14 protein-coding genes are annotated in these 16,848 nt (G+C 67.3%); 7 read left to right on the top strand and 7 right to left on the bottom strand.

The genetic code is table 11. The features are described 5' to 3' along the window. Positions 1-21 precede the first annotated feature (21 nt). Positions 22-3,528, bottom strand: coding sequence for a response regulator (locus tag EJI00_RS02300; protein WP_126745851.1), 3,507 nt, complete (start codon positions 3,526-3,528; stop codon positions 22-24). A 214-nt stretch (positions 3,529-3,742) separates the two neighbouring features. Between EJI00_RS02300 and EJI00_RS02295 the strand changes: the two genes are divergently transcribed. Together EJI00_RS02295 and EJI00_RS02290 are read left to right on the top strand one after the other, a co-directional pair. Then, positions 3,743-6,049 (top strand): helicase C-terminal domain-containing protein, encoded by a 2,307-nt coding sequence (locus tag EJI00_RS02295; RefSeq protein ID WP_185868053.1) that lies wholly within the window; start codon positions 3,743-3,745, stop codon positions 6,047-6,049. Next, the gene (locus tag EJI00_RS02290) at positions 6,018-6,626 is read left to right on the top strand and encodes an alpha-ketoglutarate-dependent dioxygenase AlkB (protein WP_126745850.1); all 609 of its coding nucleotides are present in this window, start codon (positions 6,018-6,020) and stop codon (positions 6,624-6,626) included. The genes EJI00_RS02295 and EJI00_RS02290 overlap by 32 nt, the downstream gene beginning before the upstream one ends. 19 nt (positions 6,627-6,645) lie before the next feature. On the opposite strand, the gene EJI00_RS02285 is transcribed toward EJI00_RS02290, so the two are convergent. Continuing rightward, positions 6,646-7,341, bottom strand: a complete 696-nt coding sequence (locus tag EJI00_RS02285; RefSeq protein ID WP_126745849.1) for a UdgX family uracil-DNA binding protein — start codon at positions 7,339-7,341, stop codon at positions 6,646-6,648. Positions 7,342-7,423: 82 nt separating this feature from the next. Between EJI00_RS02285 and EJI00_RS02280 the strand changes: the two genes are divergently transcribed. The 4 genes from EJI00_RS02280 (at position 7,424) to bioD (ending at position 11,262) form a co-directional block, all read left to right on the top strand. After that, positions 7,424-7,609, top strand: coding sequence for a hypothetical protein (locus tag EJI00_RS02280; RefSeq protein ID WP_185868039.1), 186 nt, complete (start codon positions 7,424-7,426; stop codon positions 7,607-7,609). Positions 7,610-7,929: 320 nt separating this feature from the next. Beyond that, positions 7,930-9,327, top strand: a complete 1,398-nt coding sequence (gene bioA, locus EJI00_RS02275) for an adenosylmethionine--8-amino-7-oxononanoate transaminase (RefSeq protein ID WP_126745848.1) — start codon at positions 7,930-7,932, stop codon at positions 9,325-9,327. Continuing rightward, positions 9,311-10,543: an 8-amino-7-oxononanoate synthase gene (gene bioF, locus EJI00_RS02270; RefSeq protein WP_126745847.1), complete on the top strand. Its 1,233-nt coding sequence runs from the start codon at positions 9,311-9,313 to the stop codon at positions 10,541-10,543. Before bioA ends, bioF begins: the two co-directional genes overlap by 17 nt. Then, positions 10,540-11,262, top strand: a complete 723-nt coding sequence (gene bioD, locus EJI00_RS02265; protein ID WP_126745846.1) for a dethiobiotin synthase — start codon at positions 10,540-10,542, stop codon at positions 11,260-11,262. The genes bioF and bioD overlap by 4 nt, the downstream gene beginning before the upstream one ends. 13 nt (positions 11,263-11,275) lie before the next feature. Here bioD and EJI00_RS02260 read toward each other — a convergent pair whose 3' ends face one another. Beyond that, positions 11,276-12,325: an aldo/keto reductase gene (locus tag EJI00_RS02260; RefSeq protein ID WP_126745845.1), complete on the bottom strand. Its 1,050-nt coding sequence runs from the start codon at positions 12,323-12,325 to the stop codon at positions 11,276-11,278. A 223-nt stretch (positions 12,326-12,548) separates the two neighbouring features. Here EJI00_RS02260 and EJI00_RS02255 point away from each other — a divergent pair, with 223 nt between their 5' ends. Next, positions 12,549-13,544 carry an AraC family transcriptional regulator gene (locus EJI00_RS02255; RefSeq protein ID WP_126745844.1) on the top strand — a complete coding sequence of 332 codons (996 nt, stop codon included), beginning with the start codon at positions 12,549-12,551 and terminating at the stop codon, positions 13,542-13,544. Positions 13,545-13,565: 21 nt separating this feature from the next. On the opposite strand, the gene EJI00_RS02250 is transcribed toward EJI00_RS02255, so the two are convergent. The 4 genes from EJI00_RS02250 to EJI00_RS02235 all read right to left on the bottom strand — a co-directional run bounded on the left by EJI00_RS02250 (position 13,566) and on the right by EJI00_RS02235 (position 16,845). Then, positions 13,566-13,811 carry a BON domain-containing protein gene (locus EJI00_RS02250; protein ID WP_126745843.1) on the bottom strand — a complete coding sequence of 82 codons (246 nt, stop codon included), beginning with the start codon at positions 13,809-13,811 and terminating at the stop codon, positions 13,566-13,568. Positions 13,812-13,955: 144 nt separating this feature from the next. Then, positions 13,956-15,377: a DUF5666 domain-containing protein gene (locus EJI00_RS02245; RefSeq protein ID WP_126745842.1), complete on the bottom strand. Its 1,422-nt coding sequence runs from the start codon at positions 15,375-15,377 to the stop codon at positions 13,956-13,958. Next, positions 15,374-16,216, bottom strand: a complete 843-nt coding sequence (locus EJI00_RS02240) for a DUF6502 family protein (RefSeq protein ID WP_126745841.1) — start codon at positions 16,214-16,216, stop codon at positions 15,374-15,376. Before EJI00_RS02240 ends, EJI00_RS02245 begins: the two co-directional genes overlap by 4 nt. Before the next feature lie 116 nt (positions 16,217-16,332). After that, complete coding sequence (locus EJI00_RS02235; protein WP_260590425.1) at positions 16,333-16,845, bottom strand: GspH/FimT family pseudopilin; 513 nt, start codon at positions 16,843-16,845, stop codon at positions 16,333-16,335. Positions 16,846-16,848 lie beyond the last annotated feature (3 nt).

Raw genomic sequence — 16,848 nt, 5'->3', positions numbered from 1 at the left:
GCAAAGGCGGGACGGTGGAGGTCACAGCCGCTCCATTTTCGGCAACCACACGCGCAAGAGCGAGAACAGGCGCTCCAAATCCACAGGCTTGGCCAGGTAGTCGCTGGCGCCGGCGGCCAGGCACTGCTCGCGGTCGTCCTTCATGGCCTTGGCGGTAATTGCAATCACGGGCAGCTTGTCGAAACGCGGGTCGGCGCGCAGGCGGCGCGTGGCTTCCAGGCCGTCCATCTCCGGCATCATCACGTCCATCAGCACCAGGTCGATCTCGCGCACCTGGGCAAGCTTCTCGAGCGCCTCGCGGCCGTTGCGGCCGATCTCGACCGCCGCGCCGCGCTGCTCCAGCGCGCTCGTCAGCGCGAAGATGTTGCGCACGTCGTCGTCCACCAGCAGGATGGTGCGGCCCTCGAAGATGCGGTCGCGCCCGCGGGCGGCCTTGAGCATGCCCTGGCGCTCGCTGGAGAGCTCGGCCTCCACCTTGTGCAGGAACAGCGTGACCTCGTCGAGCAGCCGCTCCGGCGAACGGGCGCCCTTGATGATGATCGAGCGCGAATAGCGCTGCAGCTCGGCTTCTTCGTCGCGCGTGAGGTTGCGGCCGGTGTAGACGATCACCGGCGGGAACGAAACGATTTCTTCCGCCGCCATCTGCTTGAGCAACTCGCTGCCCTGCATGTCGGGCAGGTGCAGGTCGGTGATCATGCAGTCGAACACGCGCTTGCGCAGAAGCTCGAGCGCCTCTCCGCCGGAGCCCACGGCAATGATCTCGATGTCTTCGTCGCCGATGAGCCGGATCACGCTCTCGCGCTGCAGTGCGTCGTCTTCGACCAGCAGCACGGTCTTGACCTTCTGAGTGAGCTTCTCCTCCAGCCGGGCGAACACCTGCATCAGTTCGGCGCGGGTGGCCGGCTTCTGTGCGTAGCCGATGGCGCCCATGTGCAGCGCCGCGGCCTGCGCGTTGTCGGCGGCCGACACCACATGAATCGGAATGTGGCGCGTCTTCGGCAAATCCTTCAGGCGCTGCAGCAGGTCCAGCCCGGTGCTGTCGGGCAGGCGCATGTCGAGCAGGATCGCGTCAGGCAAGAATTGCTGGGCCAGCTCGAAGCCGTCCGCGGCACCATGCGCCACCAGGCAGCGGTAGCCGAGCTCGTGCGCCAGGTCGTAGAGGATGTGCGCGAACTGCGGCTCATCCTCGATGACGAGCACCCGGCGCACCTGGTCGCGCGGCAGCTCCCGGTCGTCGGCAAAAAGCGGCGGCGGCACGGCGCCCCCGGGTGCCGGTGGCGCAGGCGGCGCATGCCCGGTGAAAGAGGCGGGAAAGGTCGAAGAGGGGGCCAGCGCCGCTGCCGGTGTGGCGGGAACCGGGGCTGGAGCCGGCGCTTCCAGCCCTTGCGGCGCCACGGCCGGCAACTGCAGCGTGAAGGTGCTGCCCCGGCCGGGCTGGCTTTGCACCGCGAGCGTGCCGCCCAGCAGCCGCGTGAGGTCGCGCGAAATCGAAAGGCCCAGGCCCGTGCCGCCATAGCGGCGGCTGGTGGTGCCGTCGGCCTGGTGAAAGGCCTCGAAAATCAGCGCTTGCTGGTCGGGTGCGATGCCGATGCCCGAATCGGAAACCGCGAAGACCGCACCGCCGTCCGGCGCGGCGGAAACCACCAGCGCCACCTCGCCACTGTCGGTGAACTTGATCGCATTGGAGAGCAGGTTCTTCAGGATCTGCTCGACGCGGTGCCGGTCGGTCACCAGCAGGGGCGGCGTGCCCGGGCGCATCTCCAGCCTAAAGGCCAGCCGCTTTTCGGCGGCCAGCGGCTTGAAGGTGCTCTCCAGGCTCTGCGCGAGTTTGTCGAGCGCCACGTTCTCGACCACGATCTCCAGCTTGCCCGCCTCGACCTTCGAGATGTCGAGAATGTCGTTGATGAGCGTGAGCAGGTCGTTGCCCGACGAATAGATCGATTCGGCGAACTTCACCTGCTCGGGGCTCAGGTTGCCCTGCGGGTTGTCGCCAAGCAGCTTGGCCAGGATGAGCGCGCTGTTGAGCGGGGTGCGCAGCTCGTGCGACATGTTCGCCAGAAACTCCGACTTGTAGCGGCTTGCCCGCTGCAACTCGTCGGCCCGGTCTTCCAGGTCGCGCTGCACGCGGCGCAAGGCGGCGTTGCGCTGGTCCAGCGCTTCGGTGCGCTCCGAAAGCTGGCTGTTGGTCTGCTCCAGTTCGGCCTGCTGGTTCTCCAGCATGGCCTGCGAAGCGCGCAGCGCGCGCGACTGTTCCTCGAGTTCTTCATTGGCGGTGCGCAGCTCTTCCTGCTGCACCTGCAGCTCTTCGTTGAGCTGCTGCGTTTCGGCCAGCGCGTCCTGCAGCTGTTCGCGGTAGCGGGCCGCGGCCAGTGAATCGCCGATGTCTTCGCCCACCAGGTCGAGCAGTTCGTTGGCGCGCGAATCGGGCGCGGCCGGAAGGCCGAGCTCGACCACGCCGTTGACGATGCCGTTGTTCGACACCGGCATCAGCAGCACGGCCGAAGGCGCCATTTCGCCAAGGCCCGAATTGACCTTCAGGTAGTCGGCCTGGATCGGTTCGACGAGCATGCGGCGCCTTTCCGCCGCAGCCTGGCCGAGCAGGCTCTGGGTGGGCGAAAACACTTGCGGCGAAGCCTCCGCCTCCATGGAGAAGCCGTAGCTCGCCGCGCGGCGCAGCGTGCCGTCCCGCTCGCGAACATACAGCGCGCCCACCGCGCTGCCCAGGTGCCGCGAGCAGAAGGCCAGGACCTTGCGGCCAAGGTCGTTGGCGCTCAGTTCGCCCACCAGATCGCCGACCAGTTCGGTTTGCGCACTGCGCAGCCACGCCTGCTGCGCCAGCCGCTCGGCATGCGCGGCTTGTTCCTGCAGCACCACGTCGTAGCTGTTCGAAAGCCGCACCAGCTGCCGCCGGCCGAAGTACGCCACCAGACCGGTGAACAGCAGCGTGAACAGCAGGAACGTGCCCACCACCAGCCAACTGGTGCGGTTGGCCTGCTCGCTGCGCTGGAAACGCAAGCCCTGTTCGGTCTCGATGAAGCCGGCGAACTCCGCCCGCATTGCGTCGCTCAGCTGCTTGCCACGGCCTTGCCGCACCGCCTGCTGGTAGTCGGAGCCGCCCTTGCGCACGGCAATGAGGCCGCGGGCGTATTCATTCCAGTCCTGCTGGAGCGAGGCAATGCGCTCGAGCCGCTCCAGCTGCTGCCGGTTGTCCGAAACCATCTTGCTGAGCGCGTTGATTTCGCCCTTGAACCGGGGTAGGGCGCTTTGGTACGGCTCCAGAAAGCTCTCGTCTCCGGTAATGAGAAAGCCGCGCAGGCCGGTTTCCATGTCGATGCTGCGCCGCTGCAGCTCGCTGGCGCTGCGTGTAACGCGGTCGGAGTGCTCGACCGCACCGATGGTCGACAGCAAGAAGACGATCAGGCCGACGAACACCAGGGCCCCGATCAGGCCACCCAGCAGCGGCAGTTTCAGATTGCGGCTCAGCAGGCGGTCGAAATCATCGGGGTCGATCGCGGTGGGAGTTTTCATTCGGGCAAGATTTGTAAGCAAAACTTTTTTAGTTTTGCCCAAGTCCGAGGTCCTTTGTGTCAGAGAAGGCCCCGAGACGCTCCTGTGCGGCAATGCGGTGCGCCAGCTGGGGCTCGCCGTTATACTGTTGTTTCATACAGTGCCAAGCCAAGTGACCGCGAATCCTTCGATCAAGCTGCAGAACGGGGTGATCGATCCGCCCGGCGAGCGCACGGTGTCCGTCAAGGCGCTGTGTGCCTTCGCAGCCAAGGAGGGCGACCTCGACCTGCGTTTTGTGCCCGCGCCCAGCGCGCCCGAGGGCATGGCCGGCCATGCGCTGGTGCAGGGCCGGCGTGGCGACGGCTACCAGAGCGAGGTGGCGCTGGTCTCGCACTGGGGCGCACTCAAGGTGCGCGGCCGTGCCGACGGGCATGACCCGCGCGAACGCCGCGTCGAAGAAATCAAGACCTTCCGCGGCGACTTCGACGCCATCCGCGGCAACCACCGGGCGCTGCATTGGGCGCAGGCACGCACCTACGGCTGGATGCTGTGCGAAATGCACGGCTACGAGCGCATGACCGTCGCGCTGGTGTACCTCGACCTCGCCACCGGCGACGAAACCGTGCTCGAAGAGCAGCACGAACGGGCCGCGCTGCAGGCGCACTTCGAGCGCCTGTGCGCGTGCTACAGCGCGTGGGCGGAGGCCGAAGCGGTGCACCATGCCGCGCTCGATGGCGCGCTCGGCCGGCTCGAATTTCCGCACGGCACGTTCCGCGCGGGCCAGCGCGAACTGGCCGAGGCGGTGTACCGCGCCGGCGTGAACGAGCGCTGCCTCATGGCGCAGGCGCCCACGGGCATCGGCAAGACGCTGGCCACCCTCTTTCCGCTGCTCAAGGCCCGGGCCGCGCAAAAGATCGACAAGATCTTCTTTCTCACCGCCAAGACCTCCGGCCGCGCCGTGGCGCTGGACGCGCTGCGCTTGCTCGGCAAAGACTGCGCACAGGTGCGCGTGCTCGAACTCACCGCGCGCGAGAAGGTGTGCGAATACCCCGACCGGGCCTGCAACGGCGACTCATGCCCGCTCGCCAAGGGCTTCTACGACCGCCTGCCCGCCGCGCGGGAAGAGGCCGCGCGCACCGCCCGGCTCGATCGGCAGGCGCTGCGGCACATTGCGCTGGCGCACACGGTGTGCCCCTATTTCCTTGCGCAGGAAATGGCGCACTGGTGCGACGTGATCGTGGGCGACTACAACTACTACTTCGACGGCAGCGCCTTTCTCTTTGCCACCATGAAAGACGCCGAGTGGCGCGCGGCCGTGCTGGTCGACGAGGCGCACAACCTGCTGGAGCGCGCACGCGGCATGTACACCGCCCAGCTCGAGGGGCCCGCGCTCGAAGAAGCCCACCGCGCGGCGCCCGCCGCAGTGCGCGGCCCGCTGGCCCGGCTCTACCGCGAGTGGGACACCGTGCAGCAATCGCAGACCGAGCCGTATGACGTTGTCGACGAGGTGCCCGAGCGCTTTGCGCGCGCCCTGCAGGCGGCCAACATGGCCATGGGCGAGTATTTCGCCGCCACGCCCGAGGCCCTGCAGGGCCCGCTGCAGCGCTTCTTCTTCGACGCGCTGCAGTTCGCCCGGCTGGCCGAATCGTTCGGCGACCATTCGGTTTTCGAGCGGACGCTGGGGCCCGCGCAAGACCTGCAGCAGCGCAGCCTGGCCATCCGCAACCTGGTGCCGGCGCCATTCCTCGAACCGCGATTTGCCGATGCCGCGTCGGTCACCTGCTTCTCCGGCACCTTGTCGCCTTTCGAGTTCTACCGCGACGCGCTCGGGCTCCCGGCGGACACGGCCTTGCTCGACGTGGCGTCGCCTTTCTGCAGCCGGCAGCTGCGCGTGGAAGTGGCCATGAACGTGTCGACCCGGTTCCGCGACCGTGCCGGATCGCTCCGCAGCGTGGCCGAAATCATTGGTGCGCAGTTCGAGCGCCTGCCGGGCAACTACCTCGCGTTCTTCAGCAGCTTCGACTACCTTGAAAAAGCCTGCGCGGCTTTCCTGGCCAAGCACCCCGGCGTGCCGGTGTGGGCGCAGACCCGCGGCATGGCCGAGGCCGAGCGGCGCGACTTTGTGGCTCGCTTCGAAGAAGGCGGGCAGGGCATCGGCTTTGCCGTGCTCGGCGGCGCGTTCGGCGAAGGCATCGACCTGCCCGGAAGCCGGCTCATCGGCGCCTTTGTCGCGAGCCTGGGCCTGCCGCAATACAACGCCCTGAACGAGATCACGCGCGAGCGCATGCAGGCGCGCTTCGGCAAAGGGTACGAGTACACCTATCTCTACCCAGGCCTGCAAAAAGTGGTGCAGGCCGCCGGGCGCGTCATTCGGACCGAACAGGACCGAGGCGTGCTGCATCTGCTGGACGACCGGTTTGCACGCGCCGAAATCCGGCAGCTGCTGCCGCCGTGGTGGGAACTGCAGCTGGGCGGCCCGGCGCGTTCCAGAAACGAACGAGGAGGCTTCGATGCGGTCCGCCAGACGCATTCAGCTGGCTGATGAGCCCGACCTGTTCGGCGAGGTGCCGGCGGCCGCGATCGAAGGCCTGCGGTACGAGCACGAATTTCTCACGCGCGCCGAGGAACAGGAGCTGCTGCGCATCGTGCAGGGCTTCGAGCTCCGGGAGATGCGCTACAAGGAATACACCGCGCGCCGCCGCGGCATCAGCTTTGGCGGCAGCTACGACTTTGCCAACCATCGCTTGAAGCCCGGCGCCGCGATGCCGGAGGTTTTCCACCCGCTGAGGGCCAGGGTGGCCGAATGGACGGGCATGGCGCCGGAGGATTTCGCCCACATGCTGGTGGCCGAATACCGACCTGGGACACCGCTCGGCTGGCACCGCGACGTGCCCGACTTCGAAGATATCGTCGGTGTTTCGCTGCTCGGCGACGCCGTGATGCAGCTGCGGCCCTATCCACCGGCCAGTGCCACGGCGCCCGCCAGCCTCGAACTGCTGATGGAGCCGCGCTCCATCTACCTGCTGCGCGGCGAAGCGCGCTGGGCATGGCAGCACGTCATTGCGCCGACGCAGACGCTGCGCTATTCGATCACCATGCGCACACGGCGGCGCACATGACATCTCGCGAGGCCAGGGCTTAGGCGGGGGCTGCCGTTCGAGTCCGTCGTGGGGCGCGCACCGGCCGGGGCGCGGGGGCTGCACGCTTGGCAGTTTTAGTGGCCGCCGTTTTCTTCATCACATCCGAGGCGACTCGCAGGTCCTTGAGCCAGGCTTCCCACGCGGCCTCCCTTTGCTCAGGGTCGCCGCGCAGCAGGGCAGAGGGGTGCAGCGTCACCAGCACGCGGTGGCCGGCGGCATTCTCCTGCCACTGGCCGCGCTCCTTCATCACGGCCACGGGCCGGCCCAGCAAAGAGCGCGCGGCCGTGCCGCCCAGGGCAATGAAGGCGCGCGGCTGCACGAGTTCCATTTCGCTTTCGAGCCAGTGCCTGCAGGCTTCGGCCTCGCGCTGGCCCGGCGTCTTGTGGATGCGGCGCTTGCCGCGAAGCTCGTATTTGAAATGCTTCACCGCATTGGTCACGTAGAGCTTCTCGCGCGACCAGCCGAGCTCGGCCACGGCGCGGTCGAACAGCTTGCCGGCGGGGCCGACGAAGGGGCGGCCCACCAGGGCTTCCTTGTCGCCGGGCTGCTCGCCCACCACCATCAGCACAGCCCCGACCGGGCCTTCGCCAAAGACCGACTGCGTTGCAGGCTCGCCCAGCGGGCACTCGCGGCAGGCATCGGTGGCGATGCTCAGCGCCTTCAGGGCGGCAGTGGCCTCGTTGCGGTGAGACACGGTCAGAACGGCCTATGGTGGGAATCGACCCACGACGGGCGTCGTCCAAGCCGTGCGCCCGCGGCGTCAGCGGGCCAATGCCATGGTCGTGACGCCGCCCGACCAATGGGAGCAGGCGTTTCGTTCGATGGGATTCTCGGAGGCCGGCGCAAGGTCTTATGCCGCCATGACGCGCCTCACCCTCGATAACAAGGAAGAGCCGGAAAGGTCCGAACGCGGGGCGACTTCACTGCGCGAATACATCTCGGCACTGGTGAAGAAGAGCTGAAAACCTCAGGCTGCCAAGCCCGCTTCTCCTGATTTTTAAAATCAGCCATCAGCCTGTCCGATAGCAAGAAAACACACCCGTGCACCAGCGGACTCTCGATATTCCGCAACTATCTTTATCGTCCGCAAGACAACTTGCGTCCCGCCCTTCACGAGTCCTACGCACGCGGAGCCGCCGTGTTGCGCGAGCTTGATTCGAACCGTCAGCCTACGCCGGTCAACGCCGCGGAAACCGGCCGCATCTTGCATCGGAGCCGGCGGTTTGCCGCGGCCAATCTGCCTCGATACGATCCCGCGCCTTGCCTCTAAAGGATTGCGCGGATGCCGCCAACGATTGCTCCTCACCCAACGCCCGCGCCGCCAAAAAACGCCGCTTGGCACCAGCGCAGCCGGCGCCATGTGTGGCATCCGTGCACGCAGAGCATTCGCCTGGAGGCGGTGCCGCCGCTGCCGATCGCGCGCGGCGAGGGCGTCTGGCTTTACGACCACGACGGCCGCCGCTACCTCGACGCGACGAGTTCGTGGTGGGTCAATCTCTTCGGCCATGCGCACCCGGCCATCAACGCCGCGCTGAAAGACCAGCTCGACACGCTTTCGCATGTGATGCTCGCAGGCTGCACGCATGCGCCCGCAGTGGAACTGGCCGAGCGGCTCGCCGCGCTGACCGGCCATGCGCTCGGCCATTGCTTCTACGCCTCCGACGGTGCATCGGCGGTGGAGATCGCGTTGAAGATGAGCTTTCATGCGTGGCGCAACGCGGGCCTCGGCGGCAAGCGCAACTTTGTCGCGCTGCGCAACGGCTACCACGGTGAGACGCTGGGCGCGCTGCATGTGACCGATGTGCCTGTGTTTCGCGACGCGTATGCACCGCTGCTCGCGAATGCGCACCTCGTTGCATCGCCTGACGCGCGCGCCGCCCTGCCTGGCGAAGACGCCGCCGCCGTGGCACGGCGCGCGGCCGCCGAACTCGAAGCGCTGCTGGCCGAAAGCCATGCGTCGATTGCGGCCGTGATCGTCGAGCCGCTGGTGCAATGCGCCACCGGCATGGCCATGCACGACCCCGAATACCTGCGTCTGGTGCGCGCGCTGTGCGACCGCTACGGCGTGCACCTCATTGCCGACGAGATCGCAGTGGGTTGCGGGCGCACCGGCAGCTTCTTCGCATGCGAGCAGGCCGGCATCTGGCCCGACTTTCTTTGCCTCTCCAAGGGCATCAGCGGCGGCTACCTGCCGCTGGCGCTGGTGATGACGCGCGATGCAATCTACGAAGGCTTTGTCGATGACGACGTGGCGCGCAGCTTTCTGCATTCCCACTCGTACACCGGCAACGCTCTGGCCTGCCGCGCTGCCATTGCGACACTCGACCTGTTCGAGCAAGAAGATGCGCTGCGCCGCAACCGCGCGCGCGCCGAACGGCTCGTCGGCCGGTTGCGTGAAGGGCTGCATGGCATGCCGGTCGATCACCTGCGCCAGCGCGGAATGATCACGGCCTTCGACGTGCGCGAGCCCGGTGCCCGGTTTGCCGAACGCTTTCACCTGGCCGCGCGGGCGAACGGGTTGCTGATGCGGCCGATCGGCGCCACGGTGTACCTGATGCCGCCGTATGCAATTGGCGACGGCGATATCGACCTGCTGGTCGACGCCACGCTGGCCACGCTGAGGGCGGTTGACGTTTCGGGCCGCGCGAAACAGGGAGGCCGCGATGTCGCGCTTGCTTGAACGGCTGGAGGGCGAGATCGCGGCGCTCGATGCGCAGTCGCTGCGCCGCCAGCGGCAGATCGCCGAAACCGCCTGCGCGCCCGAGCAGACGCTGACGCTCTCCGGCGCACAAGCGCCACGCGCCATGCTCTGCTTCAGCAGCAACGACTACCTCGGCCTTGCCGCGCACCCGGCGCTGGCGGCCGCATTGGCCGAAGGCGCGGCACGCTATGGCACGGGCAGCGGCGGGTCGCACCTGGTGCTTGGCCATTCGCGCGCGCATGCGGAGCTGGAAGAGCGGCTGGGCGACTGGATGGCGCCGTTCATTCCCGAGGCGCGCAGCCTGTTCTTCTGCACGGGCTACATGGCCAACCTTGCGGTGCTGTCCGCGCTTGGCGGTGCCGAAGCGGTGATTTTTTCGGAGTCGCTCAACCATGCCTCGCTGATCGACGGTGCGCGGCTGGCCAAGGCGCGGGTCGAGCGCTATCCGCATTGCGACCTGGCCGCGCTGGATGCGCAGCTCGGCGCCTGCGATGCGCCCGTCAAGCTCATCGTGAGCGATGCGGTCTTCAGCATGGACGGCAACATTGCGCCGGTGGCCGGGCTGCTCGCGCTGGCGGAGCGCCACGATGCCTGGCTGGTGCTGGACGATGCGCACGGCTTCGGCGTGCTGGGTGCCACGGGGCGCGGCGTGCTGCAGGCGGAAGGCCTGCGCTCGGAGCGGCTGGTGCTTGTGGGCACGCTCGGCAAGGCGGCGGGGGTTTCGGGCGCGTTCGTGGCGGCGCACCCAACCGTGATCGACTACCTGGTGCAGCGGGCGCGGCCGTACATCTTCACCACGGCCGCGCCGCCGGCCATTGCGCATGCGCTGCTTGCAAGCCTCAGGCTGATCGAAGGCGAAGAGGGCGATGCGCGACGGGCCCGCCTCAAGGCGCGCATCGCCCAGTTGCGCCGGGACGTGGGGGCCATCTTGCCGCCGGACGGCAGCGCTTGGCTGCCGGAATCGCCCACCGCGATCCAGCCGCTGATCGTCGGCAGCAACGCGCGCGCGATGGAAACGATGGCGCAGCTCGATGCGCGCGGACTGCGCGTGGGCGCCATTCGCCCGCCGACCGTGCCCACCGGCACCGCGCGCCTGCGCATCACGCTCTCGGCCAGCCACAACGAGTCCGATGTGGCCCGGCTGGTCGATGCATTGGGCAATGCATTGGCGCAGCAGCCCGAGGTGCACCAATGACGCCCCGGCGCTGGTTCGTTACCGGCACCGACACGGGCGTTGGCAAGACGCTGGTCAGCAGCGCGATGCTGAGTCTGCTGGCCGCCTCGGGCCTGCGCGCGGTCGGCATGAAGCCGGTGGCGGCGGGCCTGGACCTGGTCGATGGTGCGTGGCGCAACGACGATGTCGAGCAGTTGCATGCCTCAGGCAATGTCGATGCGCCGCTGGCGCTGCGCTGCCCCTACCTGCTGCGCGCGCCGATGTCGCCGCACCTGGCGGCGCGGGAGGAGGGCGTGCGCATCGAGTTGCCGCAGGTGCTCTCGGCCTTTGCAGCCTTGTCGCAGCGTGCCGACGCGGTGGTGGTCGAGGGGGTTGGCGGGTTCTGCGTGCCGTTCTGCCATGACCTAGACAGCGCCGACCTGGCCGTGGCGCTCGGCCTGCCGGTGGTGCTGGTGGTCGGGTTACGCCTGGGATGCCTGAATCACGCGCTGCTTACGGCCGAAGCCATCCGGGCGCGCGGCCTCATGCTGGCAGGCTGGGTCGCGAGCATCGTCGAACCGGAAATGCTTGCGCCCGAGGCCAACCTGCAGACCTTGCGCGGCCGGCTCGGGGCGCCATTGCTCGGCGTGGTGCCGCGCCTGGCGGAGGCGTCCGCGGCCAATGCCGCGCGGCATCTCGACCTGCGGGCATTGCGCGCCACCGGGGCTCATCCGGCGCGGCGGGCTGCCGCGCTCGCCTGAGCTGGCCAGGCGCTCAGCCGCGCTGGCCTGATTCCGCCAGGCGCTTGGCCCGCGCGCCGCCCTGGCGTTCGAGCATCCAGCCCGGGTACTCGGACGGCAGCGCGCTCACCTTGTCGAGCGTCGCAAGCTCATCGGCGCTGAGCCGTATGGCCGTTGCGGCAATGTTGTCGTCCAGCTGCTCGACGCGCTTGGCGCCGACGATCACGCTGGTTACCACCTGCTGGTGCAGCAGCCATGCCAGCGCGATCTGTGCCACCGACACCTTGCGCGCCTCGGCCAGTTCGCGCATCGCGTCGATGCAGTCGTAGGCCCGCTCCACATTCACCGGCGGAAAGTCGAAGGTGGTGCGTCGGCTGCCTTTTTCGGCTTCGGTATTGCGCCCGTACTTGCCGCTGAGCAGGCCGCCCGCCAGGGGGCTCCAGACCATCAGGCCGACGTTTTCGCTGCGCAGCATGGGCGCGAGTTCGCGCTCCAGATCGCGGCCCGCTATGGTGTAGTAGGCCTGCAGCGACTCGAAGCGGGCGAGGCCCTGGCGTTCGGCAATGCCCAGCGCCTTCATGATCTGCCAGGCGGCCCAGTTCGAAACGCCCACATAGCGCACGTGGCCTTGCTGCACCAGGTTGTCCAGCGCGCGCACCGTTTCCTCGATGGGCGTGACCGGGTCGAAGCCGTGGATCTGGTACAGGTCGATATGGTCGAGCTGCAGGCGCTTCAGGCTGGCTTTCACGCCGTCCATGATGTGATAGCGCGAGGCGCCGGCCGCATTGGGGCTCTTGCCGGCTTCGCCGAAAACCTTGGTGGCGACCACGACGTTCTCGCGCGGCACCTTGAGGTTCTTCAGCGCCTGGCCGGTCATGGTTTCCGAGAGGCCTTCGGAATACACGTCGGCGGTGTCGATGAAGTTGATGCCGGCGTCCAGCGCCCGGCCGACCAGGCTTTCCGCCTCGGCCTGCTGGAGGTTGCCTATGTGGCCCCAGATGCCGCTGGCGCCGCCGAAGGTCATGGTGCCGAGGCACAGCTCGGAAACGAACAGGCCGGTGCGGCCGAACTTGCGATATTGCATGGAGAGGTCCTTTGCGTTGGAGAGGCGTCGGCAAAAAGTATCCGCCCGCGGCCCCCGGGGCGACGAGCGCGTTTCTGCAAAGTCTTTGCCTATTTCTCCAGACCTATGCCCGGGGCCGTGCAGATTCATGGGTGCGGCGCTAAGCTTTGAACCACCCGATCCTCCACGCTGCCCGCAGACGCGGCGCAGACTTTGTTGATCCAACCCGCGACAAGGCCCGAACATGTCCGACGAAACACCCGAAACCACTGCCGCCATCGCCCAGCCGATGCCCCTGGAGCCCGAACTCGACGAAGCCAGGAAGGAACTGGTGGCGCTCATCAACCGCATCACCGGCGGGCGCGATGGCACGGTGGAAACACCGGTGGCCGGGCTGCAGGTGTTCTGCATCAGCAAGCCCGACGGTCCCAAGCATGCCTTTGCAACCCCGGCGCTCGGGCTGATTGCCCAGGGCTCCAAGCGGATCATCGTGGGAGACGACATCTATGTGTACGACCCGATGCACTACCTGGTGACCTCGGTCGACCTGCCCGTATGCGGCCAGGTGCGCCTGACGAGCGACAACGGACCCTATCTCGGCCTGCGGCTGGAGCTGGCAATGGACGACATCGGCGAGCTCATCGGCGACGAGAAGCTGCCCGCCAAGGCCAACGCGCCCGCCTCGCGCGGCATGTACGTCAACCGCATTGCCATGCCGGTGCTGGAGCCGGTGCTTCGGCTGCTGCGGCTGGTCGAATCACCCGAGGACGTGCCGATCATGGCGCCGATCATCAAGCGCGAGATCATGTACCGCCTGCTGGTGAACGGCGAGGGCGCGCGGCTGCGGCAGATTGCATTGCAAGACAGCCACACCCAGCGCATTGCCAAGGCCATCAGCGCGCTGCGCGTCAACTATGCGCAGTCGCTCCGGATTGAAGACATGGCGCGCGCGGTGCACATGAGCGTGTCGTCGTTCCACCATCATTTCAAGGCCGTCACGGCCATGAGCCCGCTGCAATACCAGAAGCAGCTGCGCCTGCAGGAGGCGCGCCGCCAGATGCTGATGGCCGGCGCCGACGTGGCGAGCGCCGCGCACAGCGTGGGCTACGAAAGCCCGTCGCAATTCGCCCGCGAGTACGGCCGCATGTTCGGCGCGCCGCCGCTGCGCGACAAGCGGCGCTGGCTCAACGACGCGGAGAACGATGCGCAGCTGGGCGGCGCGACCATGGCGGCAGCCTGACCGGGAATTGCGGGCTAAGCGTCAAAGCTTGGGCGGTGCAACGGCTTGATACGCGTCAACAGTGGTCAGCTGGTTCACGATGGTGCCGATGCCTTCGGCGCGGCGTACGGCACGCTCCACGGCGGTCTTTAGGCCTTCGCTGGCAAGCCTGCCTTGCAAGGTGACCACGCCGCCTTCCACGCACACATCGACATCGCATCCCACCACCGCCGGGTCCCAGTTCAGCTGGGCGAAGACCTCGTGCCTGAGTTCAAGATCGGGGTTCATTCCTAACCTTTCGAAAAAGAGATTGTTCGAACAGGGCCGTTCTTTTCTTCTTTTTCGTCACGCTCGGCTCACAGGATGCCGCGAACGAGCCGGAGGTGCAAATGCAACCCCTGCGCCGGCCGGGTGGACGGCGTGGCTGCGCGCCTATGGCGTGAAGGTGACGCGCTTCGCGATGAGCACGCCGTTTTCGACGGCGTCGCCGACCACGGTCACGCGGCGGCCGTTGGCCAACTCAGTGGTGGTTCCGCCGATGAACTCGACTCCGGCGCGGCCGGCGTCCACCCGGCGGCCCTGAACCCTGAAGTCCGAGGCAGATTGGTAACCGCCTATCGCACCGATCAACGTGAAGTCGACCGGTCCGCCCACGCCCGGGATGTTGCGGATGCGAAGCTTCTTCACCACCAGCAAGCCGTTGGTCATGAAGCCGTCGAGTTCCACCTTGACGCCGTTGCCGATCGACGACGCCAGGCCGCCGGTGATAAGTGCGTTGGACGCATTGACCGCCGTGCCGAGAACCTTGAAATCGCCGAGCCCGTTGTAGTTGGCGACGATGCCCGCGAGCTGCACCGCCGCGGTGTTCTGGGTTGGTATGGCATACCAGCCCTGCACCTTCGTCGCGTTGAAGGTGCCCGCAAACGGTGCCGTGATACCGCGCACGCGGACGATGGCGCCCTCGGCGAGGGTGGATTCATCGATGCCGCCGGAGAACAGCGCGCCGCTGTACCTGACCGTGATCTGTCCGAGCATGAAGCTCTTGCCAAGGCGGTCGAGATTCTGCACGAATCCGGTGACCAGCGGTTCGGCCGAGGCCGGCTTCAGCTCGACGCGGGTGGCACGCAAGGTGCCTGGCGTAGAGGGCAGGCCCCACACCTGAACCTGGCTTGCGGCAACAAGGTCCGACAGGCTGTTTCCGCCGCTCCACACGGTGGCGTTGTCGGTGGTGACGGTGGCGCCCATCACCACGAAGCTGCCGCCTGCAAGGTCGATGGAAGAAACCGCACCCCGCAATTCCGCCGCCGAAACCACCTGCTGCGCCGTGGCCGCGGTGAATTGGCTGTCGATCTTGCCGGCAATGCGCACGCTCATGCCGATCTGCAGTTCATTGGTGTCTTCGAGGTCGAAGTTGGCGGGATTGATTCCGTCCGAAGCCTCCGGGTAAGTCTTGTAGCGCACGCCGTTCAGGATGATGCTGCCAATGCCGCCCACGGAGCCTACGCCCGTCGCGTCGGCAGTGCTCACGCCGGTGCCGCCCGAGCCCACGCCCGAACCGTCGTCGGTGCCGTTGCCAGCCGTGCTCGTGCCGTCGCTGCCGCCGCCGGTACCCGTGCCTCCGGTGCCTGTACCGCCCGTGCCCGTACCGTCGGATCCGCCCGCGGTGCCGGTGCCGCCACTACCGCCGGTGCCCGCGGGGGAGCCATCGCCGCTTCCCCCGCCCACGGCCGCGCTGCCGCCAAGTCCCACACCGCCGGCGGAAGTTCCACCGCCACCCCCACCGCCGCACGAAAGCAGCAGGGCCGTTGCTCCGGCAAGGAGGATGCCGCGCATCCAACGGTGGAGGTACTTCATGGCGTTTTCTCTTCCCGCTTGGGGGCGACGACCGGCGCAAGCGGCGCAGCGTCGTCTTCATAATAAGTGTAGATGCCGACCCGGATGCGCCCTTTGGCGCCTTTTGGGGCCCGGTCGACGGCGCGCGTCATCTCGCCCGCCAGTTCATGGTGCAGGGCGGACCAGCGTTCGCGCACCAGCTGATGGATGCTCTCGCAATCTTCCATCCCCAAGCCGCGCGCATACACCGCCCGCTCGAGCATGCGCGGCTGCTCGCCAAGGGTATTGGACACCGCGGCCAGCAGGTGGTCGCGGCCGTTGTCGCCCAGAAACGCCAGCATCGCCTGCAGGTCGTCCACCGGCACGAAGCCGTCGACCTTGAGCTCGGCACAGCCATTCTGTTCGGCCGCCATGTTCAGGCGCACCAGTTCGTCCAGGATGGCGCGATGGTGCACATTGCCGCGGCTGCCGAGCCGTGCCACGGTTTCGAAGGAGGGGGTGTCCTCGGCATCGGCGGTGATCGGGAGCCGCTGGTAGGCCTGGTTTTCCGACACCATTTGCAGCCACAGCGTGAAGGTCTTCGCCGCGGCCGAGATTTCCGTGCGAGGCAGGGCGTCCACCGGAGTGCGAACCTTGGAGGTCACGGCCTTGCGGTTCAGCCCCGTCGTGACCGACAGCTGGCTGATATTGGGCTTTGCCACGCCCTGCTTGTGCCAGGAGCGCGTGGCTTCCTCCAGCAGCAGGTCGCGCAGCAACACTTCCAGGTGCGGATGCTTCACCCCCATGGCCAGGGCGAGCCGCACCACCGGCCGCAGGATGCGGCCGCATGCGGCAAGTGCCCAGTCCAACTGGTGTTCCATGAAATGAGACGTTTTTACTGATTCAATCGCGGTCAAGGACGTGAACTGGCGAGCCCTGGGCAAGTGTTAGTGCACTATCGTCCGCATCGCCGAGGATCGCACAAAAAAGAACTCATTCATGCACCACAGGTACCCACACTGGTTCGGGTGATCGATGAACGCCCGGTGGCGCTGATTTTCACCACCCGCTCCTGGTTACCCACAGGGCTGGCGCGGCAGATCGTGACGTCCGCCGCGGTGCCGCCGACACCGGTGCCGTCGAAGCTGAGGGCGCTGAGCCCGCCGCCGTCGCGTATCTGGTAGCCGCTGGCCGCGGCCGGCTGCTTCTGGATCACCTGCCCGCCGCTGCTGATGACGATCCAGCCGGCTTCCCATTGGCCGTTGGTGGCGCAGGCCGTGCCGTTGGCCGAGGCGCACAGCGTCACGGCCGCGTTGCGCTTGATGGCTTCGCTGCGCGCCAGCTGGCTGCCGGCCACCAGATCGGTCGCGTAGGAAGTCAGCCGGCTCGAAAGCCGAATGTTGTCGAACGAGGGGACGGCCACCGACACCAGCACCACCAGCACCACGATGGTGACCATCAGCTCCACCAGCGTGAAGCCGCGTGTTCGCATGCCGGCGGTCGTCTGCACCTT

It is taken from the genome of Variovorax sp. DXTD-1 (assembly GCF_003984625.1).
Classification (GTDB): domain Bacteria; phylum Pseudomonadota; class Gammaproteobacteria; order Burkholderiales; family Burkholderiaceae_C; genus Variovorax.
This window is presented reverse-complemented; position numbering and strand designations above follow the sequence as displayed.

Coding starts and splice junctions, on each gene's coding strand:
- EJI00_RS02280 (WP_185868039.1), top strand. CDS start 7,424: ATGGTCGTGACGCCGCCCGACCAATGGGAGCAGGCGTTTCGTTCGATG.
- EJI00_RS02300 (WP_126745851.1), bottom strand. CDS start 3,528: ATGAAAACTCCCACCGCGATCGACCCCGATGATTTCGACCGCCTGCTG.
- EJI00_RS02245 (WP_126745842.1), bottom strand. CDS start 15,377: ATGAAGTACCTCCACCGTTGGATGCGCGGCATCCTCCTTGCCGGAGCA.
- bioD (WP_126745846.1), top strand. CDS start 10,540: ATGACGCCCCGGCGCTGGTTCGTTACCGGCACCGACACGGGCGTTGGC.
- EJI00_RS02240 (WP_126745841.1), bottom strand. CDS start 16,216: ATGGAACACCAGTTGGACTGGGCACTTGCCGCATGCGGCCGCATCCTG.
- EJI00_RS02250 (WP_126745843.1), bottom strand. CDS start 13,811: ATGAACCCCGATCTTGAACTCAGGCACGAGGTCTTCGCCCAGCTGAAC.
- bioF (WP_126745847.1), top strand. CDS start 9,311: ATGTCGCGCTTGCTTGAACGGCTGGAGGGCGAGATCGCGGCGCTCGAT.
- EJI00_RS02290 (WP_126745850.1), top strand. CDS start 6,018: ATGCGGTCCGCCAGACGCATTCAGCTGGCTGATGAGCCCGACCTGTTC.
- EJI00_RS02260 (WP_126745845.1), bottom strand. CDS start 12,325: ATGCAATATCGCAAGTTCGGCCGCACCGGCCTGTTCGTTTCCGAGCTG.
- bioA (WP_126745848.1), top strand. CDS start 7,930: ATGCCGCCAACGATTGCTCCTCACCCAACGCCCGCGCCGCCAAAAAAC.
- EJI00_RS02255 (WP_126745844.1), top strand. CDS start 12,549: ATGTCCGACGAAACACCCGAAACCACTGCCGCCATCGCCCAGCCGATG.